Raw genomic sequence first — 20,138 nt, forward strand, 5'->3', positions numbered from 1 at the left:
TGAGGGTGGGCGGACCGTGGGTGCCGGCGTGGTCACCAAAATCCTGGAGTGAGGTGAGGCATGCCCAAGATCCGCATCAAGCTTCGGGGCTTTGACCACAAGACCCTGGACGCCTCGGCCCAGAAGATCGTGGAGGCCGCGCGGCGCTCGGGGGCGCAGGTCTCGGGCCCCGTACCGTTGCCTACCCGGGTGCGGCGCTTCACCGTGATCCGGGGTCCTTTCAAGCACAAGGACTCCCGGGAGCACTTTGAGCTCCGCACCCACAACCGCCTGGTGGACATCCTGAACCCCAACCGCAAGACCATTGAGAGCCTCATGAACCTGGACCTGCCCACCGGTGTGGAGATCGAGATCAAGACCGTGGGAGGTGGCAAGTGAAGGGCATCCTGGGCACGAAGGTGGGCATGACCCGGATCTACAAGGACGACCGGGCTGTTCCCGTCACCGTGATCCTGGCCGGGCCCTGCCCCGTGGTACAGCGGCGTACCCCGGAGAAGGACGGGTACCTAGCGGTCCAGCTGGGGTTTCTGCCCCAGAAGCCCAAGCGGGTCAACCGGCCCATGAAGGGCCACTTCGCCAAGGCGGGGGTGGCCCCGGTGCGGATCCTCAAGGAGATTCGGGACTTCAACCCCGAGGGCGACGTGGTGACCGTGGAGATCTTTAAGCCGGGGGAGCGGGTGGACGTCACCGGCACCTCCAAGGGCCGGGGCACCGCCGGCGTGATGAAGCGCTGGAACTTTGCCGGTGGGCCGGACTCCCACGGTGCCCACAAGATCCACCGCCATCCGGGCTCCATCGGTAACCGCAAGACCCCGGGCCGGGTGTACAAGGGCAAGCGCATGGCCGGCCACTACGGCGCCGAGCGGGTCACGGTGATGAACCTCGAGGTGGTGGACGTCATCCCCGAGGAAAACCTCCTCTTGGTCAAGGGCGCAGTTCCAGGGCCCAACGGCGGCCTCCTGGTGGTGCGCGAGACCAAGAAGGTGGCCAAGTGAAGGCAGGTAAGGAGGACATGGTGTACCAGATCCCTGTGCTCTCCTCTTCCGGCAAGCGGGAGCTTGCCGCTGACCTCCCCGCCGAGGTCAACCCCCACCTTCTCTGGGAGGTGGTGCGCTGGCAGCTGGCGAGCCGCCGCCGGGGCACCGCCAGCACCAAGACCCGGGGTGAGGTGGCTTACTCCGGCCGCAAGATCTACCCCCAGAAGCACACGGGCCGCGCCCGCCACGGGGATATCGGGGCGCCCATCTTCGTGGGCGGTGGCACGGTCTTTGGGCCCAAGCCTCGGGATTACAGCTACACCCTGCCCAAGAAGGTCCGGAAGGCGGGGCTAGCCATGGCCGTGGCCGACCGGGCCCGGGAGGGGAAGCTCCTTTTGGTGGAGGACTTCGCCGGGGTCAACGGCAAGACCAAGGAGTTCTTGGCCTGGGCTAAGGCGGCAGGCCTGGACGGCTCGGAAACCGTGCTCTTGGTGGCGGAAAGCGAGGTGGTGCGCCGCGCCGCCCGCAACCTGCCCTGGGTGGTTACCCTGGCCCCCGAGGGGTTGAACGTCTACGATATCCTGCGCACCGAGCGGCTCGTCATGGACCTGAAGGCCTGGGAGGCTTTTCAGGCCCGCTTGGGAGGTGAGGCGTGAAGACCGCTTACGACGTGATCCTCGCCCCCGTCCTCTCGGAGAAGGCGTACGCCGGTTTCGCCGAGGGCAAGTACACCTTCTGGGTCCACCCCAAGGCCACCAAGACCGAGATCAAGAATGCGGTGGAGGAGGCCTTTAAGGTGAAGGTGGTGAGGGTCAACACCCTTAGGGTTCGGGGCAAGAAGAAGCGCCTGGGCCGTTACCTGGGCAAGCGCCCCGACCGCAAAAAGGCCATTGTCCAGGTGGCCTCCGGGCAGAAGATTGAGGCCTTGGAGGGCCTCATCTAGACCTGGCCGGGTGGGGTGCCTGGCCCCGATCCGGCAAGGAGGATAGCGAATGGCAGTCAAGAAGTTCAAACCCTACACGCCAAGCCGCCGTTTCATGACGGTGGCGGATTTCTCCGAGATCACCAAGACCGAGCCGGAGAAGTCCTTGGTCAAGCCCCTGAAGAAGACCGGGGGGCGCAACAACCAGGGGCGCATTACCGTGCGCTTCCGGGGCGGCGGCCACAAGCGGCTTTACCGCATTGTGGACTTCAAGCGCTGGGACAAGGCGGGCATCCCCGCCAAGGTGGCGGCCATTGAGTACGACCCCAACCGCTCCGCCCGCATTGCCCTCCTCCACTACGTTGACGGGGAAAAGCGCTACATCATCGCCCCCGAGGGCCTACAGGTGGGCCAGCAGGTGATGGCCGGTCCCGATGCCCCTATCCAGGTGGGCAACGCCCTCCCCTTGCGCTTCATTCCCGTGGGTACCGTGGTTCACGCCGTGGAGCTGGAGCCCAAGAAAGGGGCCAAGCTGGCCCGCTCCGCCGGCACCAGCGCCCAGATCCAGGGCCGGGAAGGGGACTACGTGATCCTGCGCCTTCCTTCCGGGGAGCTCCGCAAGGTGCACGGCGAGTGCTACGCCACCGTCGGGGCCGTGGGCAACGCCGACCACAAGAACATCGTCCTGGGCAAGGCGGGGCGTAGCCGTTGGCTTGGGCGCAAGCCCCACGTGCGCGGCGCCGCCATGAACCCGGTGGACCACCCCCACGGCGGTGGCGAGGGCCGGGCGCCCAGGGGCCGTCCGCCCGCTTCCCCCTGGGGCTGGCAGACCAAGGGCCTTAAGACGAGGAAGCGGCGCAAGCCTTCCAGCCGCTTCATCCTGGCCCGGCGGAAGAAGTGAGGTGAGCCATGCCGCGTAGCTTGAAGAAGGGCGTTTTCGTAGACGACCATCTCCTGGAAAAGATCCTGGAGCTCAACGCCAAGGGGGAGAAGCGGCTCATCAAGACCTGGAGCCGCCGCTCCACCATCGTTCCCGAGATGGTGGGGCATACCATTGCGGTTTACAACGGCAAGCAGCACGTGCCCGTCTACATCACCGAGAACATGGTGGGGCACAAGCTGGGTGAGTTCGCCCCTACCCGCACCTACCGGGGGCACGGCAAAGAGGCCAAGGCCACCAAGAAGAAGTAGCCATGGAAGCGAAAGCCATTGCCCGTTACGTGCGCATCGCCCCCAGGAAGGTCCGGCTCGTGGTGGACCTGATCCGGGGGAAGAGCCTCGAGGAGGCCCGCGCCATCCTGCGCTACACCCACAAGCGGGGCGCTTACCACGTGGCCAAGGTGCTGGAGTCCGCCGCCGCCAATGCGGTGCACAACCACAACATGCTGGAAGACCGGCTCTACGTGAAGGCGGCCTTCGTGGACGAGGGGCCCGCCTTGAAGCGGGTGCTTCCCCGGGCCCGGGGCCGGGCGGACATCATGAAGAAGAAGACCAGCCACATCACGGTGATCTTGGGGGAGAAGCATGGGAAATAAAATCCACCCCATCGGGTTCCGGCTCGGCATCACCCGGGACTGGGAGTCCCGTTGGTACGCAGGGAAGAAGCAGTACCGCCACCTCCTTTGGGAGGACCAGCAGATCCGCGAGGTCCTCACCAAGGAGCTCTACCCGGCAGGGCTTGCCCGCATTGACATTGAGCGGGCGGCGGACAACGTGGCGGTGACCGTGCACGTGGCCAAGCCCGGTGTGGTCATCGGCCGGGGCGGGGAGAAGATCAAGGTCCTGCGGGACACCCTGTCCAAGATGACGGGGAAGAACGTGGCCCTGAACGTCCAGGAGATCCAAAACCCCAACCTCTCCGCTCCCCTGGTGGCCCAGCGGGTGGCGGAGCAGATTGAGCGCCGCTTCGCCGTGCGCCGGGCCATCAAGCAGGCGGTGCAGCGGGTCATGGAAGCGGGGGCCAAGGGGGCTAAGGTGATCGTCTCCGGGCGCATCGGTGGGGCGGAGCAGGCCCGCACCGAGTGGGCCGCCGAGGGCCGGGTGCCCCTTAACACCTTGCGTGCTAATATAGACTACGGCTTCGCTTTGGCCCGCACCACCTACGGGGTGCTGGGGGTCAAGGCGTATGTCTTCTTGGGCGAGGTGATCGGCGGCCAGAAGGCCAAGGCCCGGGCCGAGGGCCCCAAGGGTGAGGAGAAGCCTCGCCGCCGCCGCCCCGCCGTGCGGGTGAAGAAGGAGGAGTAGGCCATGTTGATGCCCAGGCGCATGAAGTACCGCAAGCAGCAGCGGGGCCGCCTGAAAGGGGCCACCAAGGGGGGCGATTACGTGGCTTTCGGGGACTACGGCCTGGTGGCCCTGGAGCCCGCCTGGATCACCTCCCAGCAGATTGAGGCGGCCCGTGTGGCCATGGTGCGCCACTTCCGCCGCGGGGGGAAGATCTTCATCCGCATCTTCCCCGATAAGCCCTACACCAAGAAGCCCCTGGAGGTGCGGATGGGTAAGGGTAAGGGCAACGTGGAGGGGTACGTGGCGGTGGTGAAACCGGGCCGGGTGATGTTTGAGGTGGCGGGGGTAACCGAGGAGCAGGCCCTCGAGGCCCTGCGCATCGCCGGACACAAGCTTCCCATCAAGACCAAGATCGTGCGGAGGGACGCCTACGATGAAGCTCAGTGAGGTAAAGAAGGAGCTGGAGGAGGCCCGCAAGCTCTCCCCGGTGGAGCTGGAGAAGCTCATCCGGAAGAAGAAGCAGGAGCTGATGGAGCTTCGCTTCCAGGCCTCCATCGGCCAGCTTTCCCAGAACCATAGGATCCGGGAAATCCGCAAGTCCATTGCCCGGCTCCTCACGGTGCTGAACGAGAAGAGGAGGGCCAATGCCTAAGAAGGTGCTTACCGGGGTGGTGGTGAGCGACAAGATGCAGAAGACCGTCACGGTCTTGGTGGAGCGCCAGTTCCCCCACCCCCTCTACGGCAAGGTGATCAAGCGCTCCAAGAAGTACCTGGCCCACGACCCCGAGGAGCGGTACAAGGTGGGGGACGTGGTGGAGATCGTGGAGGCCCGCCCCATCTCCAAGCGCAAGCGCTTTAGGGTGCTCCGCCTTTTGGAGAGCGGGCGGCTAGACCTGGTGGAGAAGTACGAGGTCCGTCGCCAGAACTACGCCAGCCTTTCCAAGCGGGGAGGTAAGGCATGATCCAGCCCCAGACCTACCTGGAGGTGGCCGACAACACCGGGGCCCGCAAGATCATGTGCATCCGCGTCCTGAAGGGCTCCAACGCCAAGTACGCTACCGTGGGGGACATCATCGTGGCCAGCGTCAAGGAGGCCATCCCCCGCGGGGCGGTGAAGGAAGGGGATGTGGTGAAGGCGGTGGTGGTGCGCACCAAGAAGGAGGTCAAGCGCCCCGATGGCTCGGCCATCCGCTTTGACGACAACGCCGCCGTCATCATCAACAACCAGCTGGAGCCCCGCGGCACCCGCGTCTTCGGCCCCGTGGCGAGGGAACTCCGCGAGAAGGGCTTCATGAAGATCGTTTCCCTGGCGCCGGAGGTGCTCTGATGCAGACCAAGGTGCACGTGAAGAAGGGGGACACCGTGCTGGTGGCCTCCGGCAAGTACAAGGGCCGCGTGGGCAAGGTAAAGGCGGTGTTGCCCAAGCGGCAGGCGGTCATCGTGGAAGGGGTGAATATCGTCAAGAAGGCGGTGCGGGTGAGCCCCCAGTACCCCCAGGGCGGGTTCGTGGAGCAGGAGGCTCCCTTGCACGCCTCCAAGGTGCGCCCCATCTGCCCCGCCTGCGGCAAGCCCACCCGGGTGCGCAAGAAGTTCCTGGAAGATGGGCGGAAAATCCGGACCTGCGCTAAGTGCGGCGGGTCCTTGGATGTGGAGGAGTAGCATGCCTCTGGACGTTGCCCTGAAGAGGAAATACTACGAAGAGGTGCGGCCCGAGCTCATCCGCCGCTTCGGCTACCAGAACATCTGGGAGGTTCCCAGGCTCGTCAAGGTGGTGGTGAACCAGGGCTTGGGCGAGGCCAAGGAGGACGCCCGCATCCTGGAGAAGGCGGCCAAGGAGCTTTCCCTCATCACCGGCCAGAAGCCGGCGGTGACCCGGGCCAAGAAGTCCATCTCCAACTTCAAGCTCCGTAAGGGCATGCCCATCGGCCTCCGGGTGACGTTGCGGAGGGACCGGATGTGGATTTTCTTGGAGAAGCTCCTCAACGTGGCCCTTCCCCGCATCCGCGACTTCCGGGGCTTGAGCCCCACCAGCTTTGACGGGCGGGGCAACTACAACCTGGGCCTTAAGGAGCAGCTCATCTTCCCCGAGATCACCTACGACATGGTGGACGCCCTGAGGGGGATGGACATCGCGGTGGTCACCACCGCCAAGACCGACGAGGAGGCCAAGGCCCTTTTGGAGCTCTTGGGCTTCCCCTTCCGCAAGTGAGGCGAGCATGGCGAGAAAGGCGCTGATTGAGAAGGCCAAGCGGACCCCCAAGTTCAAGGTGCGGGCCTACACCCGTTGTATGCGGTGCGGGAGGGCCAGGAGCGTCTACCGCTACTTCGGTCTTTGCCGGATCTGCCTGCGGGAGTTGGCCCACAAGGGGCAGCTTCCCGGGGTGAAGAAGGCCAGCTGGTAGGCCGTGGCCGGTCGGGGGGGTTCCCTCGAGACCGCATGGTCCAGGAGTGAGGTAAAAGGAGAGAGGAAATGCTGACGGACCCCATTGCCGACATGCTGACCCGGATACGGAACGCCACCCGGGTCTACAAGGAGAGCACCGAGGTGCCCGCCTCCCGCTTCAAGGAGGAGATCCTCAAGATCTTGGCGCGGGAGGGCTTCATCAAGGGGTACGAGCGGGTGGAGGTGGACGGCAAGCCCGTGCTCCGCATCTACCTAAAGTACGGCCCTCGGCGTCCCGGGCTTGACCCCCGCCCTGAACAGGTCATCAAGCACATCCGGCGCATCAGCCGTCCGGGGCGGCGGGTCTACGTAGGGGTGAAGGAGATCCCCCGCGTGCGCCGGGGTCTAGGGATTGCCATCTTGTCCACGCCCAAAGGGGTGCTCACCGACCGGGAGGCCCGGAAGCTGGGCGTGGGCGGCGAACTGATCTGCGAGGTGTGGTGATGTCTAGGATTGGCCGGCTTCCCATTCCCCTGCCCAAGGGGGTTAGCGTGGAGGTGGCCCCGGGCCTGGTCAAGGTCAAGGGCCCCAAGGGCGAGCTTTCCGTGGCCATTTCCCCCGAGATGCGGGTGGTGGTGGAGGAGGGCGTGGTTCGGGTGGAGCGCCCCTCCGACGAGCGGCGCCACCGGAGCTTGCATGGCCTGACCCGCACCCTCATCGCCAACGCGGTGAAGGGGGTGTCCGAGGGGTACGCCAAGGAGCTCCTCATCAAGGGCATCGGTTACCGGGCGCGGCTTGTGGGCCGGGCGGTGGAGCTTTCCGTGGGCTATAGCCACCCCGTGGTGGTGGAGCCCCCGGAGGGGATCACCCTCGAGGTACCCGAACCCACCAGGATCCGGGTGGTGGGCATTGACAAGCAGCGGGTGGGCCAGGTGGCCGCCGACATCCGGGCCATCAAGAAGCCCAGCGCCTACCACGAAAAGGGCATCTACTACGCGGGCGAGCCCGTCCGCCTTAAGCCCGGCAAGGCCGGGGCCAAGAAGTAGGGGGGATTATGGCACGGCTTACCGCATACGAGCGCCGCAAGTTCCGGGTACGCAACCGCATCAAGCGCACGGGCCGGCTACGCCTTTCCGTCTTCCGCAGCCTCAAGCACATCTACGCCCAGATCATTGACGACGAGAAAGGGGAGACCTTGGTGGCCGAGTCCAGCCTGGCCCTGAAGCTCAAGGGCAACAAGACCGAGGTGGCCCGGCAGGTGGGGCGTGCCTTGGCGGAGAAGGCTTTGGCCAAGGGCATCAAGCAGGTGGCCTTTGACCGGGGCCCCTACAAGTACCACGGCCGGGTGAAGGCCCTGGCCGAGGGGGCCCGGGAGGGCGGTCTGGAGTTCTAGAGGAGGGACCATGCCCGAGACCGACTTTGAAGAGAAGATGATCCTGGTGCGGCGCACCGCCAAGACCTACCAGGGCGGCCGCCGCTTCCGCTTCGGCGCCTTGGTGGTGGTGGGTGACCGGCAGGGCCGGGTAGGCCTGGGCCTGGGCAAGGCCAAGGAGGTGCCCTTGGCGGTGCAGAAGGCTGGGTACTACGCCCGCCGCAACATGGTGGAGGTGCCCATCCAAAACGGCACCATTCCCCACGAGATTGAGGTGGAGTACGGGGCTTCCAAGATCCTCTTGAAGCCCGCTGCTCCCGGGACCGGGGTGATTGCCGGGGCGGTGCCACGGGCCATTCTGGAACTGGCGGGCATCACCGACATCCTCACCAAGGAGCTCGGGAGCCGCAACCCCATCAACATCGCCTACGCCACCATGGAAGCCCTTCGGCAACTTCAGACCAAGGAGGACGTGAAGCGCCTCCGGAAGGGCGGGGAGGAGTGATGGGCAAGCTCAAGGTCAAGCTGGTGAAAAGCCCCATCGGCTACCCCAAGGACCAGAAGGCGGCCCTGAAGGCCTTGGGGCTTACCAAGTTGCAGAAGGAGAAGGTGTTGGAGGACACCCCGGCCATCCGGGGCAACGTGGCCAAGGTAGCCCACCTTCTCCGGGTGGAGGTGTTGGAATGAAACTCACCGACCTAAAGCCCAATCCCGGGGCCAACAAGAAGCGCAAGCGGGTAGGGCGGGGTCCGGGCTCGGGCCACGGCAAAACCGCTACCCGGGGCCACAAGGGCCAGAAGTCCCGCTCGGGCGGCGTCAAGGACCCCCGCCGTTTTGAGGGCGGCCGCTCCACCACCCTGATGCGCCTGCCCAAGCGGGGCATGCAGGGCCAGGTGCCGGGGGAGATCAAGCGCCCCAAGTACCAGGGGGTGAACCTAAAGGACCTGGCCCGCTTTGAAGGGGAGGTTACCCCCGAACTCCTCGTGCAGGCGGGCCTCTTGAAGAAGGGCTACCGGCTCAAGGTGCTTGGGGAGGGGGAGGCCAAGCCCCTCAAGGTGGTGGCCCACGCCTTCTCCAAAAGCGCCTTAGAAAAACTAAAGGCCGCGGGCGGGGAAGCGGTCCTCTTGGAGGCTTAAGATGCTGAAGGCCTTCCGGAGCGCCCTCCAGATCCCCGAGCTTCGCCAGCGCATCCTCTTTACCCTCCTCGTCCTGGCCGCCTACCGCTTGGGGGCCTTCATCCCCACCCCGGGGGTGGACCTGGACAAGATCCAGGAGTTTTTGCGCACCACCCAAGGGGGGGTTTTCGGCATCATCAACCTCTTCTCGGGCGGCAACTTTGAGCGCTTCTCCATCTTCGCCTTGGGCATCATGCCCTATATCACCGCCGCCATCGTCATGCAGCTTCTCATCAACGTGGTGCCGGCGCTGGAGAAGCTCTCCAAGGAGGGGGAGGAGGGCCGCCGCATCATCAACCAGTACACCCGCATCGGCGGCATCGCTCTGGGGGCCTTCCAGGGCTTCTTCTTGGCCACGGCCTTTTTGGGGGCGGAGGGGGGGAGGTTCCTCCTTCCCGGCTGGTCCCCGGGCCCCTTTTTCTGGTTCGTGGTGGTGGTCACCCAGGTGGCGGGCATCGCCCTCCTCCTCTGGATGGCGGAGCGCATCACGGAGTACGGTATCGGAAACGGCACCAGCATGATCATCTTTGCGGGGATCGTGGTGGAGTGGTTGCCCCAACTGGTGCGCACTCTGGGGCTCATCCGCACGGGGGAGGTGAACCTGGTGGCCTTCCTCTTCTTCCTGGCCTTCCTCGTCCTGGCCTTCGCTGGGATGGTGGCGGTGCAGCAGGCGGAGCGCCGCATCCCCGTGCAGTACGCCCGCAAGGTGGTGGGGCGCAGGGTGTATGGAGGCCAGGCCACCTACATCCCCATCAAGCTGAACGCCGCCGGGGTGATCCCCATCGTCTTCGCCGCCGCCATTTTGCAAATCCCCATCTTCCTCGCCGCCCCCTTCCAGGACAACCCCGTGCTCCAGGCCATCGCCAACTTCTTCAACCCCACCCACCTTTCCGGGCTCCTCCTCGAGGTGCTCCTCATCGTCCTCTTCACCTACGTGTACACCGCCGTGCAGTTTGACCCCAAGCGCATCGCCGAAAGCCTCAGGGAGTACGGGGGGTTTATCCCGGGCATCCGTCCGGGGGAGCCCACGGTGAAGTTCCTGGAGCACATTGTCTCCCGCCTCACCCTCTGGGGGGCGCTCTTCCTGGGTCTGGTGGCGGCCCTGCCCCAGATCATCCAAAACCTCACCGGGGTGAAGAGCATCGCCTTCTCGGGGATTGGCCTCTTGATCGTGGTGGGGGTAGCCCTGGATACCCTTAGGCAGATTGAAAGCCAGCTGATGCTCAGGAACTACGAGGGGTTCTTGTCCAAGGGCCGGATCCGCGGCCGGACGCGCTAGGAGGGAGAATGGGGGAAGCGGTGATCTTTTTGGGGCCGCCGGGGGCGGGGAAGGGCACCCAGGCGGCGAGGCTTGCGGCGGAGCTGGGCTTTAAGAAGCTTTCCACCGGGGACATCCTCCGGGACCACGTGGCCCGGGGCACCCCCTTGGGCCAGCAGGTGAAGCCCATCATGGACCGGGGGGACCTGGTCCCCGATGACCTGATCCTGGCCCTGATCCGCGAGGAGCTGGCCGACCGGGTGATCTTTGACGGCTTTCCCCGCACCCTGCCCCAGGCGGAGGCCTTGGACCGCCTTCTGGAGGAGACGGGCACCCGGCTCCTTGGGGTGGTGCTGGTGGAGGTGCCTGAGGAGGAGCTTGTCCGGCGCATGCTCAAGCGGGCGGAGCTGGAGGGCCGTTCCGACGACAACGAGGAAACCATAAGGCGCCGCCTCGAGGTCTACCGGGAGAAAACCGAGCCCCTCATCCAGTACTATGAGAAAACGGGCGCCCTGAAGCGGGTGGACGGCCTGGGCACGCCCGATGAGGTCTACGCCCGCGTCCGGGCGGCTTTGGGGATCTGATGGCCATTAAGCTCAAAAGCCCCTGGGAGATTGAGCGCATGCGGGAGGCGGGAGCCCTCCTCACTGAGGTGGTGGAGGAGGTGGCCCGCCACGTGGAGCCCGGCATCACCACCAAAGAGTTGGACCGGATCGCCCACGAGGCCATCCTCAAGCGCAAGGCCAAGCCGGCCTTCCTGGGGCTCTACGGCTTCCCCGCCACCCTCTGCACCTCGGTGAACGAGGTGGTGGTCCACGGTATCCCCTCGGAGGAACCCCTAAAGGAGGGGGATATCCTTTCCGTGGACGTGGGGCTCATCTACGGGGGCTTCGCCGCCGACATGGCCCGCACCTTCCCCGTGGGTAGGGTTTCCCCGGAGGCGGAAAGGCTCATCCAAGACACAGAGGCCGCCTTCTGGGAGGGGATGAAGTACCTGAAGCCTGGCTTCCGCATCGGGGACGTGGCCCATGCCGTGCAGACCTTCTTGGAGAGCCGCGGCTACGGGGTGGTGCGGGAGTTCGTGGGGCACGGGGTGGGCCGGGAGATCCACGAGGACCCCCAGCTTCCCAACTTCGGCAAGCCGGGCACGGGGCCCAAGATCCGCCCCGGCATGACCTTGGCCCTGGAGCCCATGGTCACCCTACGCCCGGCTCCTGTGGTAATATTGGAAGATGGCTGGACGGCGAGCGCCGGTCAAGGCAACCTCGCCGCCCACTACGAGAACACCGTCTTGGTGACGGAGGAGGGCCCGGAGCTCCTCACCGGGGTACCCCTGGTGCGGGCGCGGTAGGAGGGGTATGGCGAAGGAGAAGGACACCATTCGGGCGGAAGGCGTGATCACCGAGGCTTTGCCCAACGCCACCTTTCGGGTGAAGCTGGACTCGGGACCGGAGATCCTGGCCTACATCTCCGGCAAGATGCGCATGCACTACATCCGCATCCTGCCGGGGGACCGGGTGGTGGTGGAGATAACCCCCTACGACCCCACGCGGGGCCGCATCGTCTACAGAAAGTAGGAGGCGCCATGAAGGTACGGGCATCGGTCAAGAGGATGTGCGAAAAGTGCAAGGTGGTCCGCCGGCACGGGCGGGTTTACGTGATCTGCGAAAACCCCAAGCACAAGCAGCGGCAGGGTTAGGTAAGGAGGCAACGTGGCGAGGATTGCAGGCGTAGAGATTCCCAGGAACAAGCGGGTGGACGTGGCCCTCACCTACATCTACGGCATCGGGCCGGCCCGGGCCAAGGAGGCGTTGGAGAAGACGGGCATCAACCCGGCCACCCGGGTCAAGGACCTCACCGAGGCCGAGGTGGTGCGCCTCCGCGAGTACGTGGAGAACACCTGGAAGCTGGAAGGCGAGCTCCGGGCGGAGGTGGCCGCCAACATCAAGCGGCTCATGGACATCGGGTGCTACCGGGGGCTTCGGCACCGGAGGGGTCTTCCCGTGCGGGGCCAGCGCACCCGCACCAACGCCCGCACCCGTAAAGGCCCCCGCAAGACCGTGGCGGGCAAGAAGAAGGCCCCGAGGAAGTAGCCCAAAGCGCTTCTAGGGCCAGAGGATACTCCATTAGAGGGAGAGTATGGCCAAGAAAACCACCAAGAAGAAGGTCAAACGGCAGGTGGCCAGCGGGAAGGCGTACATCCACGCCTCCTACAACAACACCATCGTCACCATCACCGACCCGGACGGCAATCCCATCACCTGGTCCTCGGGTGGGGTCATCGGCTACAAGGGGAGCCGCAAGGGCACCCCGTACGCGGCCCAGCTTGCGGCCATGGACGCCGCCAAGAAGGCTATGGCTTACGGCATGCAAAGCGTGGACGTGATCGTGCGGGGTACCGGGGCGGGCCGGGAACAGGCCATCCGCGCCCTGCAGGCCTCTGGCCTCCAGGTGAAGTCCATCGTGGACGACACCCCCGTGCCCCACAACGGCTGCCGGCCCAAGAAGAAGTTCCGCAAAGCCTCGTAGGGAGTGAGAGAAGATGGGTCGTTACATTGGACCAGTTTGCCGTCTTTGCCGCCGGGAAGGAGTCAAGCTGTACCTGAAGGGGGAGCGGTGCTACAGCCCCAAGTGCGCCATGGAGCGCCGGCCCTACCCCCCGGGCCAGCACGGGCAGAAGCGGGCCCGCCGCCCTTCCGACTATGCGGTGCGCCTGAGGGAGAAGCAGAAGCTCCGCCGCATCTACGGGATCTCCGAGACCCAGTTCCGCAACCTCTTTGAGGAGGCGAGCCGCAAGAAGGGGGTGACGGGTACGGTCTTCCTGGGGCTTTTGGAGTCCCGGCTGGACAACGTGGTCTACCGCCTGGGCTTCGCCGTAAGCCGCCGCCAGGCGCGGCAGATGGTGCGCCACGGCCACATCACCGTGAACGGGCGCCGGGTGGACCTCCCCGCCTACCGGGTGAAGCCGGGGGACGAGATCGCCGTCGCCGAGAGGAGCAAGAACCTGGCCTTCATCCGGGAGAACCTCGAGGCCATGAAGGGCCGCAAGGTGGGGCCCTGGCTCTCCCTGGACGTGGAGAACATGAAGGGCAAGTTCCTCAGGCTCCCCGACCGGGAGGACCTGGCCCTGCCCGTGAACGAGCAGCTGGTGATCGAGTTCTACTCCAGGTGAGAAACAGGGGCCTGTCCTGTACAGGCCCCCATTGCCCCTTTAGAGGAGGCCTATGTTAGAGAGCAAGCTGAAAGCCCCGGTCTTCACGGTGCGCACCCAGGGGCGGGAGTACGGGGAGTTCGTCCTAGAGCCCCTGGAGCGGGGGTTTGGCGTCACCTTGGGCAACCCCTTGCGGCGCATCCTCCTTTCCTCCATTCCCGGGACCGCGGTCACCAGCGTCTACATTGAGGACGTCCTGCACGAGTTCTCCACCATTCCCGGGGTTAAGGAGGACGTGGTGGAGATTATCCTGAACCTGAAGGAACTGGTGGTCCGTTTCCTGGACCCCAAGATGCAGACCACCACCCTGGTCCTCAAGGCGGAGGGCCCCAAGGTGGTCACCGCCCGGGACTTCACCCCCTCCAGCGACGTGGAGATCTTGAACCCCGACCTCCCCATCGCCACCCTCGAGGCGGGCGGGAAGCTCTACATGGAGGTCCGGGTGGACCGCGGGGTGGGGTACGTCCCTGCCGAGCGCCACGGCATCAAGGACCGCATCAACGCCATTCCCGTGGACGCCATCTTCTCCCCCGTGCGCCGGGTGGCCTTCCAGGTGGAGGACACCCGCTTGGGCCAGCGCACGGACCTGGATAAGCTCACCCTGCGCATCTGGACCGATGGCTCCGTCACCCCCTTGGAGGCCTTGAACCAGGCGGTGGAGATCCTCAAAGAGCACCTCTCCTACTTCGCCAACCCCCAGGCCACCGCCCTGCCCACCCCTGAGCCCGTGGTGGAACGGGCGGAGAAGGAGGAGGACCTGGACCTGCCCCTGGAGGAGTTGGGGCTTTCCACCCGGGTTTTGCACAGCCTCAAGGAGGAGGGGATTGAGTCCGTGCGGGCCCTTTTGGCCCTCAACCTCAAGGACCTCCGCAACATCCCCGGCATCGGGGAGAGGAGCCTGGAGGAGATCCGCGAGGCCCTGGCCAAGCGGGGCTTCGCCTTGAAGGAGTGAGACCATGCGCCACCTGAAGTCTGGAAGGAAGCTGAACCGCCACTCTTCCCACCGCCTGGCCCTTTACCGCAACCAGGCGAAAAGCCTCCTGACCCATGGCCGCATCACCACCACCCTGCCCAAGGCCAAGGAGCTCACCGGCTTCGTGGACCACTTGATCCACCTGGCCAAGCGGGGGGACCTGCACGCCAGGCGGCTGGTGCTCCGGGACCTGCAGGACGTGAAGCTGGTGCGCAAGCTCTTTGACGAGATCGCCCCCAAGTACCAGAACCGCCCCGGGGGGTACACCCGGGTCCTGAAGCTGGCGGAGCGCCGCCGGGGGGACGGGGCGCCCTTGGCCCTGGTGGAGCTGGTGGAGTAAGGGGAAAGGGCACCTGGGGGGCGGCCACGCCCCCTAGCTTTTTTCTTCCCCTTTGGCCGAAAGAAGCCGCAAAAGCTGGTCTTCCAACTCCCCGATGTAGGCGGCCAGGGTGTTCCCGTGCTTCTCCAGGGTTTCGGCGATGCGGGCCTCGAGGGCCCGGATCTCCTCCTTTTCCGCCTCCGCCAGGCGGGCGAACTCCGCCTCCAGGTAGCGCCTAAGCTCCGTGTAGCGGCTTTGCTCGGCGTCCTCGGCGAGCTTCTTGTAGTGGAGGAGCTCCCGGGCGTAGCGGCGCACCTCCAAGAGGGCGGCCGTTTCCAGGCCGATGGTGAAGAGGAGGTAGAGGAGGGAAACCACCCCCAGGGCCACCACCAACACGAGGCCCAAGGGGGCTTCCACCCGGGTCAGGCCCAAGGACAAGGGGGCGGGCCGGTTGATCTCCCCCCAGTTGAGCCAGGCGAAGAGGGCGAGGAGGAGGAGGACGAGAAGGGCGAAGAGGGTACGCGCGCTCATAGGACCTCCATAAAGTACCTGGGGGGATTATACTCCCTTGCCATGGGTTACCTCTTTTTGCTCCTCGCCGCCTTTTTGTGGGGACTCCTTGGCCCGGTGAGCCGCCTGTCCTTCCAGGAGGGGCTTTCCCCTTTGCTGGTGGCCTTCTACCGCGCCGTCATCGCCTGGGCCTTCTTCGCCCTCCACGCCAGGCTTTTGCGGCAGGTAGGGGTGGCCAGGCGGGACCTTCCCGTCCTTCTGCTTTTCGGTCTGGTGGGCGTTTCCCTCTTCTACGGCTCCTACCAGCTGGCGGTGGGGTACGGGGGGGCGGCCCTGGCCTCCGTCCTCCTCTACACCGCCCCCGCCTGGGTAGCCCTGCTCTCCGCCTGGGTGCTCAAGGAGCCTTTAGACCGGGGAGGGGGCTTCGCCGTGGCCCTCACCCTCCTCGGGGTGGGGCTCATGGGCTTGGGCGGGGGGAGCGAGGTGCGGGCAGGGCCCCTAGCCCTCTTCTTCGGCCTCCTTTCCGGCCTCACCTACGCCCTTTACTACATCTTCGGCAAGCTTTACCTGCCCCGCTACCCCACCCCCACCCTTTTCCTCTACGCCCTGCCCGTGGGGGCCCTGGGGCTCCTGCCCTTCGTGGATTTCGTTCCTCTAAGCCCCAAGGCCCTTCTCGCCCTCCTCTTCCTGGGGATCTTTTCCACCTACGGGGCTTACCTGGCCTACTACGCCGGGCTTAAGCGCCTGCCCGCCACCCGGGCCAGCGTGGTGGCCACCCTCGAGCCCGTGGTGGCGAACCTCTTCGCCTTTTTCCTCTTCGGCGAGGTCCTCTCCCCTTTGGGCTACCTGGGGGCGCTTTTGGTCCTCGTGGCGGTCCTCCTCACGGTGCGGCGGTAGACTTTCGTCATGAAGCGCTTCCAAGCCTTGGCCCTCTTCCTGGGCCTGGCCCTGGCCCAGACCCACGACCCCCAGGACCCCGCCCAGTTTTCCCGCCTGCCCGAGGGGTACTCCGTGCGCTTCCAGGCCCCGGCGGAGGAGGTGCGGGAGGCCTGGGTGGTCCAAGGAGGGGCCTTCCCCATGGCGCGCCAGCTGGTCTATGGGGGCAAGGAGGTGTGGCGGGGGCTTATCCCGGAGGCCGCACCCTATGCCCTCCGGGTGCGGGGCAAGGCGGGGGAGAAGGTCTTGGGCCCCTTCCGCCCGCCCCAGCGCCCCTTCGCCGCCCTGGCCTGGGTGGGGGAGCGGGGAGGCTACCAGGTGTTCCCCGACCGCTTCCAAAACGGCGACCCCAGCAACGACGCCCTGGCCCTGGAGGACGACGAGTACCGCTACAACCAGGTCTGGCAACAAAGAGGCGGGCCCTTGCCCCACCTTTCCGCCTGGCAGGACCCGCCGAGCCCCCTGCACTGCTGCCACCAGTACTACGGGGGGGACCTGAAGGGCCTCTTGGAGCGGCTTCCTTACCTGGCGGACCTGGGGGTGGGGCTTCTTTACCTCAATCCCCTTTTCCGCTCGGGGAGCGCCCACGGGTACGATACCCACGACTACCTGAAGGTGGCCCCCCGCCTGGGGGACGAGGCTTTGCTGTGCCAGGTTTTGGACCGGGCCCACGCCTTAGGGATCCGGGTCCTCTTTGATTTCGTGCCCAACCACACGGGCCTAGGCTTCTTTGCCTTTCAGGACGTGGTGAAGCGGGGCCCTGCTTCTCCCTACTGGAACTGGTACTTCGTGCGCCGCTACCCCTTCGTCCCGGGGGACGCCTCCGCCTACGAGGCCTGGTGGGGGGTGGGGAGTCTGCCCAAGCTGAACACGGGCAACCCTGAGGTCCGGGCCTACCTCCTTGGGGTGGCGGAGCGCTGGGTGCGCTTCGGCTTTGACGGGGTGCGGGTGGACGTGCCCGAGGACCTCCTCGAGGCCAAGGGCTTTTTCCGGGACCTAAAAGCCCGCCTGCGGGCCATCAACCCCGAGGCCTACCTGGTGGGGGAGATCTGGCGCCGGGCCCCGGACTGGGTGGGGGAGGGGGCCTTTGACAGCCTGATGAACTACGCCATCGGCCGGGACATCGTCCTGCGCTACGCCCAGGGGCTCCACCCGGCCCTTTTCGGCGGGGTAAGGGCCCTTAGCCTCCTTGCGGAAACCTACGCCCAATACCCGGAGGCGGCGGCCGCCATGGGCTTCAACCTCATCAGCTCCCACGACACCTCCCGCCTCCTTTCCGACCTAGGGGGGAATGCCGCCAAGGCCCGCCTGGCCTGGGCCCTCCTCTTCGCTTTGCCCGGGACACCCGTGGTGTGGCAGGGAGAGGAGTGCGGGCTTTTGGGGGAGAAGGAGCCTTTGGACCTAGGGCGCCGTCCCATCCCCTGGGGCTCTTGCGATGGGGAGTTTCGCCTTTTCCTCCAAGGGCTTTACCGCTTAAAGGCGCAAGAGCCCGCCTTAAGGGGAAGCCTCTTCGCCACCTATTTGGCGGAAGGGGGCCTCCTTTCCTTCTTCCGGGGGGAAGGGGAGGAAAGGCTCCTTCTCGCCTTCAACAACCAGGCCGCTTCCGCTTCCTTGCCCTTACCCCAAGGGACCTGGCGGGACCTCCTCACGGGGGAGGCCTTCCGGGGGCAGGCGGAGGTGCCGGGGTTAGGGGCGCGCTACCTTAAGAAGGCTTCCAGGTAGGGCTGCCAGTCCTCGGGGACCTCCCGCATCTCCGCCAAAAAGAGGGGCGCCTTCGGCGCCCGAGGGGGCTTCAGGAGGCGCATGCCCGCCTCCTCGGGGGTGCGGTCCCCCTTCTTGAGGTTGCAGCTACGGCAGGCGGCCACCAGGTTCTCCCAGGTGCGCTGCCCCCCCCGGCTCTTGGGCACCACGTGGTCCACGGTGAGGTCGCTTCCCTGGCGGCCGCAGTACTGGCAGGTGTAGCGGTCCCGCCTTAGGACGTTGCGGCGGTTTAGGGGGATGCGGCTTGCGCCCCGGCGCACCATGCGCTTCAGGCGGATGACGCTGGGCACGGGGATGCGGGTGGAGGGGGTGTGGAGGTAGCGCCCGCTTTCCGAAACCATTTCCGCCCCCCCGGAGAGGACGAGGAGCACGCTCCGCTTGATGCTGGCCAGGCCCAAAACCTCGTAGGCAGCGTTGAGCACCAGGACCTTGGGGGCGTCCAGGTCCAAGGGCCTCGAGGTGGGGGCGTCCACGCCTTATAGGATAGCAAAGCCTTGCGCCCTTTTCCTTGGGCGTGTGCTATGCTTAGGGCAAAGACGGGTTTGGAGGCCCTTATGATGAGACGCGTTCCCAAAGCCCTGCCGCTCCTCCTGGGGTTAGGCCTGGCGCTGGCCCAGCCTTCCTTAGAAGAGGCCGAGGCCCTTTTGCAGTCGGGGGATTATGCCCGGGCGGTTTTGGCCTACGAGGAGATCCTGGCCCAGGACTATGGCCGCCTCGAGGCCCACCTGGGCTTAGGCGTGGCCCTGGCCAAGGCGGGACGGCTGGAGGAAGCCCGCTTCGCTTTTTTACAGATGACCCAGGTCTTTCCCGACCGCTACGAGGGGCACTTCAACCTGGGCCAGGTCTACCTGCGCCTGGGCAGGCCCAAGGAGGCGGCGGAGGCTTTTTCCAAGGCGGTGGAGCTTAACCCCACGGAGGAGGCCTACCTGGGCCTCGCTGGGGCCCTAGCCCAGGCGGGCCAGGCCCAGGAGGCGGCGGAGGCCCTGAAGCGGGGCCTCACCCCCGAGCGCTCCCCCGCTTACCGCCTGGCCCTGGCCCAGGCCCTCTACGCCGCCGGGGCCAGGGTGGAGGCGGTGCCCGTGCTCTATGGGCTCGTGAACCGGGAGCCGGGGCTGGCCGAGGCCTGGGACCTCCTGGCCCGCATCCTGGCGGAGGAGGGGCTAAAGGAAAGGGCCCTGAGGGAGCTGGACCGGGGCCTTAAGGCGGTTTCGGGCAAGGAGCGGGCCAGGCTCCTCCTGCGCAAGGCCCTCCTTTCCCAAAACCCAGAGCCCCTCCTGCGGGAGGCCTACGCCTTGGACCCTGGCCTCTGGCAGGCGGCCTACCTGCTTGGGCAAAGGCGCCTGGAGGCGGGGGACGCCCGGGGGGCCTTGGCCTTCCTCCAGGCGGCCTACCGGATAAGCCCCGAGCCCGAGGTGGCCCTGGCCCTGGCCGCGGCCCATCTGCGCCTGGGGGATTGGCAAAACGCCTACCGCTACGCCGAGGAGGCGGGCCCTCCCGGGGCTTTCCTCAAGGCCCAGGCGGCGGCGGCCTTGGGGCGGAAGGCGGAGGCCTTGCGGCTGCTGGAGGGGCTTACCGCCCCAGAGGCCCAGGCCCTGAGAGGGGCGCTCCTCCTGGAGGCGGGCCGGGCCGAGGAGGCGGTGGCCCTCCTCCGGCCCCTGTACGAGGCCGGGCGCAACCCGGAGGTGGGGGTGAACCTGGCGGCGGGGCTCATCGCCTTGGGGCGCCTGGGGGAGGCGGAGCTTCTCCTTAGGGAGGTGTTGCAACGTTCCCCCAGGCAGGCCGCCGCCTGGTACAACCTGGGCCTCGCCCTAAAGGGCCTTGGGCGGGAGGGCGAGGCGGAAAGGGCCTTGCGCCAGGCGGCAAGCCTTGGGTCTAAGGAGGCCCAGGCCCTCTTGCGGAGGTAGGATGCGCTGGCTTAGGGAAAACTGGCTGGACCTCTTCATCTTCCTCCTCATCGCCTTGGTGGCGGCGGGGATTGTCCTTTACCTAACGGGCATCAATCCCTTTTCCCGGCCCGCCTCCCAGGGGGTAGCTCCGCCCCCAACGCCAAGCCCTTCGGCCACGCCCACACCCGCCCCGCCCCCTACCCCTAGCCCTACCTCTACCCCTCCCTCC

36 protein-coding genes and 1 pseudogene are annotated in these 20,138 nt (G+C 66.3%); 35 read left to right on the forward strand and 2 right to left on the reverse strand.

Features of this window, described 5'->3' with window-relative positions:
* Positions 1-60: 60 nt before the first annotated feature.
* From rpsJ to rplQ, 31 genes are all read left to right on the forward strand, one after another.
* Positions 61-378, forward strand: a complete 318-nt coding sequence (gene rpsJ / locus L0C60_RS12240; protein ID WP_039458086.1) for a 30S ribosomal protein S10 — start codon at positions 61-63, stop codon at positions 376-378.
* Positions 375-995, forward strand: coding sequence for a 50S ribosomal protein L3 (gene rplC / locus L0C60_RS12245; RefSeq protein ID WP_234507174.1), 621 nt, complete (start codon positions 375-377; stop codon positions 993-995). Before rpsJ ends, rplC begins: the two co-directional genes overlap by 4 nt.
* 17 nt (positions 996-1,012) lie before the next feature.
* Positions 1,013-1,633: a 50S ribosomal protein L4 gene (gene rplD / locus L0C60_RS12250; RefSeq protein ID WP_234507192.1), complete on the forward strand. Its 621-nt coding sequence runs from the start codon at positions 1,013-1,015 to the stop codon at positions 1,631-1,633.
* Positions 1,630-1,920 carry a 50S ribosomal protein L23 gene (locus L0C60_RS12255; protein WP_234507172.1) on the forward strand — a complete coding sequence of 97 codons (291 nt, stop codon included), beginning with the start codon at positions 1,630-1,632 and terminating at the stop codon, positions 1,918-1,920. Before rplD ends, L0C60_RS12255 begins: the two co-directional genes overlap by 4 nt.
* Positions 1,921-1,969: 49 nt before the next feature.
* Entirely contained in the window at positions 1,970-2,800 is an 831-nt protein-coding gene (gene rplB / locus L0C60_RS12260; RefSeq protein WP_234507170.1) for a 50S ribosomal protein L2, read from the forward strand.
* An 8-nt stretch (positions 2,801-2,808) separates the two neighbouring features.
* Positions 2,809-3,090 carry a 30S ribosomal protein S19 gene (gene rpsS, locus L0C60_RS12265; RefSeq protein WP_039458092.1) on the forward strand — a complete coding sequence of 94 codons (282 nt, stop codon included), beginning with the start codon at positions 2,809-2,811 and terminating at the stop codon, positions 3,088-3,090.
* A 2-nt stretch (positions 3,091-3,092) separates the two neighbouring features.
* Positions 3,093-3,434 (forward strand): 50S ribosomal protein L22, encoded by a 342-nt coding sequence (gene rplV, locus L0C60_RS12270; RefSeq protein ID WP_234507167.1) that lies wholly within the window; start codon positions 3,093-3,095, stop codon positions 3,432-3,434.
* Positions 3,424-4,143 (forward strand): 30S ribosomal protein S3, encoded by a 720-nt coding sequence (gene rpsC / locus L0C60_RS12275; protein ID WP_234507164.1) that lies wholly within the window; start codon positions 3,424-3,426, stop codon positions 4,141-4,143. The genes rplV and rpsC overlap by 11 nt, the downstream gene beginning before the upstream one ends.
* A 3-nt stretch (positions 4,144-4,146) precedes the next feature.
* Positions 4,147-4,572, forward strand: coding sequence for a 50S ribosomal protein L16 (gene rplP, locus L0C60_RS12280; RefSeq protein WP_234507163.1), 426 nt, complete (start codon positions 4,147-4,149; stop codon positions 4,570-4,572).
* Entirely contained in the window at positions 4,559-4,777 is a 219-nt protein-coding gene (rpmC, locus tag L0C60_RS12285) for a 50S ribosomal protein L29 (protein WP_234507159.1), read from the forward strand. The genes rplP and rpmC overlap by 14 nt, the downstream gene beginning before the upstream one ends.
* A complete protein-coding gene (gene rpsQ / locus L0C60_RS12290) occupies positions 4,770-5,087 on the forward strand; it encodes a 30S ribosomal protein S17 (RefSeq protein ID WP_234507157.1) in 318 nt (105 codons plus the stop codon). The genes rpmC and rpsQ overlap by 8 nt, the downstream gene beginning before the upstream one ends.
* Positions 5,084-5,452, forward strand: coding sequence for a 50S ribosomal protein L14 (gene rplN / locus L0C60_RS12295; RefSeq protein ID WP_015718099.1), 369 nt, complete (start codon positions 5,084-5,086; stop codon positions 5,450-5,452). Before rpsQ ends, rplN begins: the two co-directional genes overlap by 4 nt.
* Positions 5,452-5,784, forward strand: coding sequence for a 50S ribosomal protein L24 (gene rplX, locus L0C60_RS12300; RefSeq protein ID WP_234507156.1), 333 nt, complete (start codon positions 5,452-5,454; stop codon positions 5,782-5,784). Before rplN ends, rplX begins: the two co-directional genes overlap by 1 nt.
* A gap of 1 nt (position 5,785) precedes the next feature.
* Positions 5,786-6,334: a 50S ribosomal protein L5 gene (gene rplE, locus L0C60_RS12305; protein WP_234507154.1), complete on the forward strand. Its 549-nt coding sequence runs from the start codon at positions 5,786-5,788 to the stop codon at positions 6,332-6,334.
* Positions 6,335-6,341: 7 nt separating this feature from the next.
* A complete protein-coding gene (locus tag L0C60_RS12310; protein WP_234507152.1) occupies positions 6,342-6,527 on the forward strand; it encodes a type Z 30S ribosomal protein S14 in 186 nt (61 codons plus the stop codon).
* A gap of 68 nt (positions 6,528-6,595) precedes the next feature.
* Positions 6,596-7,012, forward strand: a complete 417-nt coding sequence (gene rpsH / locus L0C60_RS12315) for a 30S ribosomal protein S8 (protein WP_234507150.1) — start codon at positions 6,596-6,598, stop codon at positions 7,010-7,012.
* Positions 7,012-7,554, forward strand: a complete 543-nt coding sequence (gene rplF / locus L0C60_RS12320; RefSeq protein ID WP_234507148.1) for a 50S ribosomal protein L6 — start codon at positions 7,012-7,014, stop codon at positions 7,552-7,554. Before rpsH ends, rplF begins: the two co-directional genes overlap by 1 nt.
* Before the next feature lie 8 nt (positions 7,555-7,562).
* A complete protein-coding gene (gene rplR / locus L0C60_RS12325) occupies positions 7,563-7,901 on the forward strand; it encodes a 50S ribosomal protein L18 (protein ID WP_234507146.1) in 339 nt (112 codons plus the stop codon).
* A 10-nt stretch (positions 7,902-7,911) separates the two neighbouring features.
* A complete protein-coding gene (gene rpsE, locus L0C60_RS12330) occupies positions 7,912-8,385 on the forward strand; it encodes a 30S ribosomal protein S5 (RefSeq protein ID WP_039458133.1) in 474 nt (157 codons plus the stop codon).
* Positions 8,385-8,567: a 50S ribosomal protein L30 gene (gene rpmD, locus L0C60_RS12335; RefSeq protein ID WP_234507144.1), complete on the forward strand. Its 183-nt coding sequence runs from the start codon at positions 8,385-8,387 to the stop codon at positions 8,565-8,567. The genes rpsE and rpmD overlap by 1 nt, the downstream gene beginning before the upstream one ends.
* The gene (gene rplO, locus L0C60_RS12340; protein ID WP_234507142.1) at positions 8,564-9,016 is read left to right on the forward strand and encodes a 50S ribosomal protein L15; all 453 of its coding nucleotides are present in this window, start codon (positions 8,564-8,566) and stop codon (positions 9,014-9,016) included. The genes rpmD and rplO overlap by 4 nt, the downstream gene beginning before the upstream one ends.
* Before the next feature lies 1 nt (position 9,017).
* Positions 9,018-10,334 carry a preprotein translocase subunit SecY gene (secY, locus tag L0C60_RS12345; protein WP_234507140.1) on the forward strand — a complete coding sequence of 439 codons (1,317 nt, stop codon included), beginning with the start codon at positions 9,018-9,020 and terminating at the stop codon, positions 10,332-10,334.
* A gap of 8 nt (positions 10,335-10,342) precedes the next feature.
* Positions 10,343-10,897: an adenylate kinase gene (locus L0C60_RS12350; RefSeq protein WP_234507138.1), complete on the forward strand. Its 555-nt coding sequence runs from the start codon at positions 10,343-10,345 to the stop codon at positions 10,895-10,897.
* Positions 10,897-11,664 (forward strand): type I methionyl aminopeptidase, encoded by a 768-nt coding sequence (gene map / locus L0C60_RS12355; protein WP_234507136.1) that lies wholly within the window; start codon positions 10,897-10,899, stop codon positions 11,662-11,664. Before L0C60_RS12350 ends, map begins: the two co-directional genes overlap by 1 nt.
* 7 nt (positions 11,665-11,671) lie before the next feature.
* Positions 11,672-11,890, forward strand: coding sequence for a translation initiation factor IF-1 (gene infA / locus L0C60_RS12360; protein ID WP_016328575.1), 219 nt, complete (start codon positions 11,672-11,674; stop codon positions 11,888-11,890).
* An 8-nt stretch (positions 11,891-11,898) separates the two neighbouring features.
* The gene (gene rpmJ / locus L0C60_RS12365; RefSeq protein WP_003043944.1) at positions 11,899-12,012 is read left to right on the forward strand and encodes a 50S ribosomal protein L36; all 114 of its coding nucleotides are present in this window, start codon (positions 11,899-11,901) and stop codon (positions 12,010-12,012) included.
* Between the two features lie 13 nt (positions 12,013-12,025).
* Complete coding sequence (rpsM, locus tag L0C60_RS12370) at positions 12,026-12,406, forward strand: 30S ribosomal protein S13 (protein ID WP_039458154.1); 381 nt, start codon at positions 12,026-12,028, stop codon at positions 12,404-12,406.
* Between the two features lie 46 nt (positions 12,407-12,452).
* Complete coding sequence (rpsK, locus tag L0C60_RS12375; RefSeq protein WP_039458156.1) at positions 12,453-12,842, forward strand: 30S ribosomal protein S11; 390 nt, start codon at positions 12,453-12,455, stop codon at positions 12,840-12,842.
* A gap of 13 nt (positions 12,843-12,855) precedes the next feature.
* Complete coding sequence (gene rpsD / locus L0C60_RS12380) at positions 12,856-13,485, forward strand: 30S ribosomal protein S4 (protein WP_243092893.1); 630 nt, start codon at positions 12,856-12,858, stop codon at positions 13,483-13,485.
* A gap of 52 nt (positions 13,486-13,537) precedes the next feature.
* Positions 13,538-14,476, forward strand: coding sequence for a DNA-directed RNA polymerase subunit alpha (locus L0C60_RS12385; RefSeq protein ID WP_243092894.1), 939 nt, complete (start codon positions 13,538-13,540; stop codon positions 14,474-14,476).
* Between the two features lie 4 nt (positions 14,477-14,480).
* Positions 14,481-14,837, forward strand: coding sequence for a 50S ribosomal protein L17 (gene rplQ / locus L0C60_RS12390; RefSeq protein ID WP_038041280.1), 357 nt, complete (start codon positions 14,481-14,483; stop codon positions 14,835-14,837).
* A gap of 33 nt (positions 14,838-14,870) precedes the next feature.
* Here rplQ and L0C60_RS12395 read toward each other — a convergent pair whose 3' ends face one another.
* A complete protein-coding gene (locus L0C60_RS12395; RefSeq protein ID WP_243092895.1) occupies positions 14,871-15,347 on the reverse strand; it encodes a DNA cytosine methyltransferase in 477 nt (158 codons plus the stop codon).
* A gap of 42 nt (positions 15,348-15,389) precedes the next feature.
* Between L0C60_RS12395 and L0C60_RS12400 the strand changes: the two genes are divergently transcribed.
* Both L0C60_RS12400 and L0C60_RS12405 read left to right on the forward strand, forming a co-directional pair.
* Entirely contained in the window at positions 15,390-16,223 is an 834-nt protein-coding gene (locus L0C60_RS12400; RefSeq protein ID WP_243092896.1) for a DMT family transporter, read from the forward strand.
* Between the two features lie 9 nt (positions 16,224-16,232).
* Positions 16,233-17,984 (forward strand): glycoside hydrolase family 13 protein, encoded by a 1,752-nt coding sequence (locus L0C60_RS12405; protein WP_243092897.1) that lies wholly within the window; start codon positions 16,233-16,235, stop codon positions 17,982-17,984.
* On the opposite strand, the gene L0C60_RS12410 is transcribed toward L0C60_RS12405, so the two are convergent.
* The gene (locus L0C60_RS12410) at positions 17,960-18,472 is read right to left on the reverse strand and encodes an HNH endonuclease (protein WP_243092899.1); all 513 of its coding nucleotides are present in this window, start codon (positions 18,470-18,472) and stop codon (positions 17,960-17,962) included. The genes L0C60_RS12405 and L0C60_RS12410 overlap by 25 nt on opposite strands.
* A 105-nt stretch (positions 18,473-18,577) precedes the next feature.
* Between L0C60_RS12410 and L0C60_RS12415 the strand changes: the two genes are divergently transcribed.
* Both L0C60_RS12415 and L0C60_RS12420 read left to right on the forward strand, forming a co-directional pair.
* Positions 18,578-19,927, forward strand: coding sequence for a tetratricopeptide repeat protein (locus L0C60_RS12415; protein WP_243092898.1), 1,350 nt, complete (start codon positions 18,578-18,580; stop codon positions 19,925-19,927).
* Position 19,928: 1 nt separating this feature from the next.
* A pseudogene (locus tag L0C60_RS12420) lies at positions 19,929-20,138 on the forward strand (SPOR domain-containing protein); the annotation flags it as partial.

It is taken from the genome of Thermus hydrothermalis (assembly GCF_022760925.1).
Taxonomy (GTDB): Bacteria; Deinococcota; Deinococci; order Deinococcales; family Thermaceae; genus Thermus; species Thermus hydrothermalis.

Bases quoted from the DNA above. Each gene is read 5' to 3' on its own strand.
- rplE (WP_234507154.1), top strand. From the start codon at position 5,786: ATGCCTCTGGACGTTGCCCTGAAGAGGAAATACTACGAAGAGGTGCGG.
- rpsQ (WP_234507157.1), top strand. From the start codon at position 4,770: ATGCCTAAGAAGGTGCTTACCGGGGTGGTGGTGAGCGACAAGATGCAG.
- rplV (WP_234507167.1), top strand. From the start codon at position 3,093: ATGGAAGCGAAAGCCATTGCCCGTTACGTGCGCATCGCCCCCAGGAAG.
- rplX (WP_234507156.1), top strand. From the start codon at position 5,452: ATGCAGACCAAGGTGCACGTGAAGAAGGGGGACACCGTGCTGGTGGCC.
- L0C60_RS12415 (WP_243092898.1), top strand. From the start codon at position 18,578: ATGATGAGACGCGTTCCCAAAGCCCTGCCGCTCCTCCTGGGGTTAGGC.
- rplQ (WP_038041280.1), top strand. From the start codon at position 14,481: ATGCGCCACCTGAAGTCTGGAAGGAAGCTGAACCGCCACTCTTCCCAC.
- rpsS (WP_039458092.1), top strand. From the start codon at position 2,809: ATGCCGCGTAGCTTGAAGAAGGGCGTTTTCGTAGACGACCATCTCCTG.
- infA (WP_016328575.1), top strand. From the start codon at position 11,672: ATGGCGAAGGAGAAGGACACCATTCGGGCGGAAGGCGTGATCACCGAG.
- L0C60_RS12350 (WP_234507138.1), top strand. From the start codon at position 10,343: ATGGGGGAAGCGGTGATCTTTTTGGGGCCGCCGGGGGCGGGGAAGGGC.
- rpmJ (WP_003043944.1), top strand. From the start codon at position 11,899: ATGAAGGTACGGGCATCGGTCAAGAGGATGTGCGAAAAGTGCAAGGTG.
- rplO (WP_234507142.1), top strand. From the start codon at position 8,564: ATGAAACTCACCGACCTAAAGCCCAATCCCGGGGCCAACAAGAAGCGC.
- rpmC (WP_234507159.1), top strand. From the start codon at position 4,559: ATGAAGCTCAGTGAGGTAAAGAAGGAGCTGGAGGAGGCCCGCAAGCTC.
- rpsJ (WP_039458086.1), top strand. From the start codon at position 61: ATGCCCAAGATCCGCATCAAGCTTCGGGGCTTTGACCACAAGACCCTG.
- rpsK (WP_039458156.1), top strand. From the start codon at position 12,453: ATGGCCAAGAAAACCACCAAGAAGAAGGTCAAACGGCAGGTGGCCAGC.
- L0C60_RS12385 (WP_243092894.1), top strand. From the start codon at position 13,538: ATGTTAGAGAGCAAGCTGAAAGCCCCGGTCTTCACGGTGCGCACCCAG.
- L0C60_RS12395 (WP_243092895.1), bottom strand. From the start codon at position 15,347: ATGAGCGCGCGTACCCTCTTCGCCCTTCTCGTCCTCCTCCTCCTCGCC.
- L0C60_RS12400 (WP_243092896.1), top strand. From the start codon at position 15,390: ATGGGTTACCTCTTTTTGCTCCTCGCCGCCTTTTTGTGGGGACTCCTT.
- L0C60_RS12310 (WP_234507152.1), top strand. From the start codon at position 6,342: ATGGCGAGAAAGGCGCTGATTGAGAAGGCCAAGCGGACCCCCAAGTTC.
- map (WP_234507136.1), top strand. From the start codon at position 10,897: ATGGCCATTAAGCTCAAAAGCCCCTGGGAGATTGAGCGCATGCGGGAG.
- rpsD (WP_243092893.1), top strand. From the start codon at position 12,856: ATGGGTCGTTACATTGGACCAGTTTGCCGTCTTTGCCGCCGGGAAGGA.
- rplB (WP_234507170.1), top strand. From the start codon at position 1,970: ATGGCAGTCAAGAAGTTCAAACCCTACACGCCAAGCCGCCGTTTCATG.
- rplR (WP_234507146.1), top strand. From the start codon at position 7,563: ATGGCACGGCTTACCGCATACGAGCGCCGCAAGTTCCGGGTACGCAAC.
- rpmD (WP_234507144.1), top strand. From the start codon at position 8,385: ATGGGCAAGCTCAAGGTCAAGCTGGTGAAAAGCCCCATCGGCTACCCC.
- L0C60_RS12405 (WP_243092897.1), top strand. From the start codon at position 16,233: ATGAAGCGCTTCCAAGCCTTGGCCCTCTTCCTGGGCCTGGCCCTGGCC.
- rpsH (WP_234507150.1), top strand. From the start codon at position 6,596: ATGCTGACGGACCCCATTGCCGACATGCTGACCCGGATACGGAACGCC.
- rplF (WP_234507148.1), top strand. From the start codon at position 7,012: ATGTCTAGGATTGGCCGGCTTCCCATTCCCCTGCCCAAGGGGGTTAGC.
- rplD (WP_234507192.1), top strand. From the start codon at position 1,013: ATGGTGTACCAGATCCCTGTGCTCTCCTCTTCCGGCAAGCGGGAGCTT.
- rplP (WP_234507163.1), top strand. From the start codon at position 4,147: ATGTTGATGCCCAGGCGCATGAAGTACCGCAAGCAGCAGCGGGGCCGC.
- secY (WP_234507140.1), top strand. From the start codon at position 9,018: ATGCTGAAGGCCTTCCGGAGCGCCCTCCAGATCCCCGAGCTTCGCCAG.
- rpsC (WP_234507164.1), top strand. From the start codon at position 3,424: ATGGGAAATAAAATCCACCCCATCGGGTTCCGGCTCGGCATCACCCGG.
- rplN (WP_015718099.1), top strand. From the start codon at position 5,084: ATGATCCAGCCCCAGACCTACCTGGAGGTGGCCGACAACACCGGGGCC.
- rpsE (WP_039458133.1), top strand. From the start codon at position 7,912: ATGCCCGAGACCGACTTTGAAGAGAAGATGATCCTGGTGCGGCGCACC.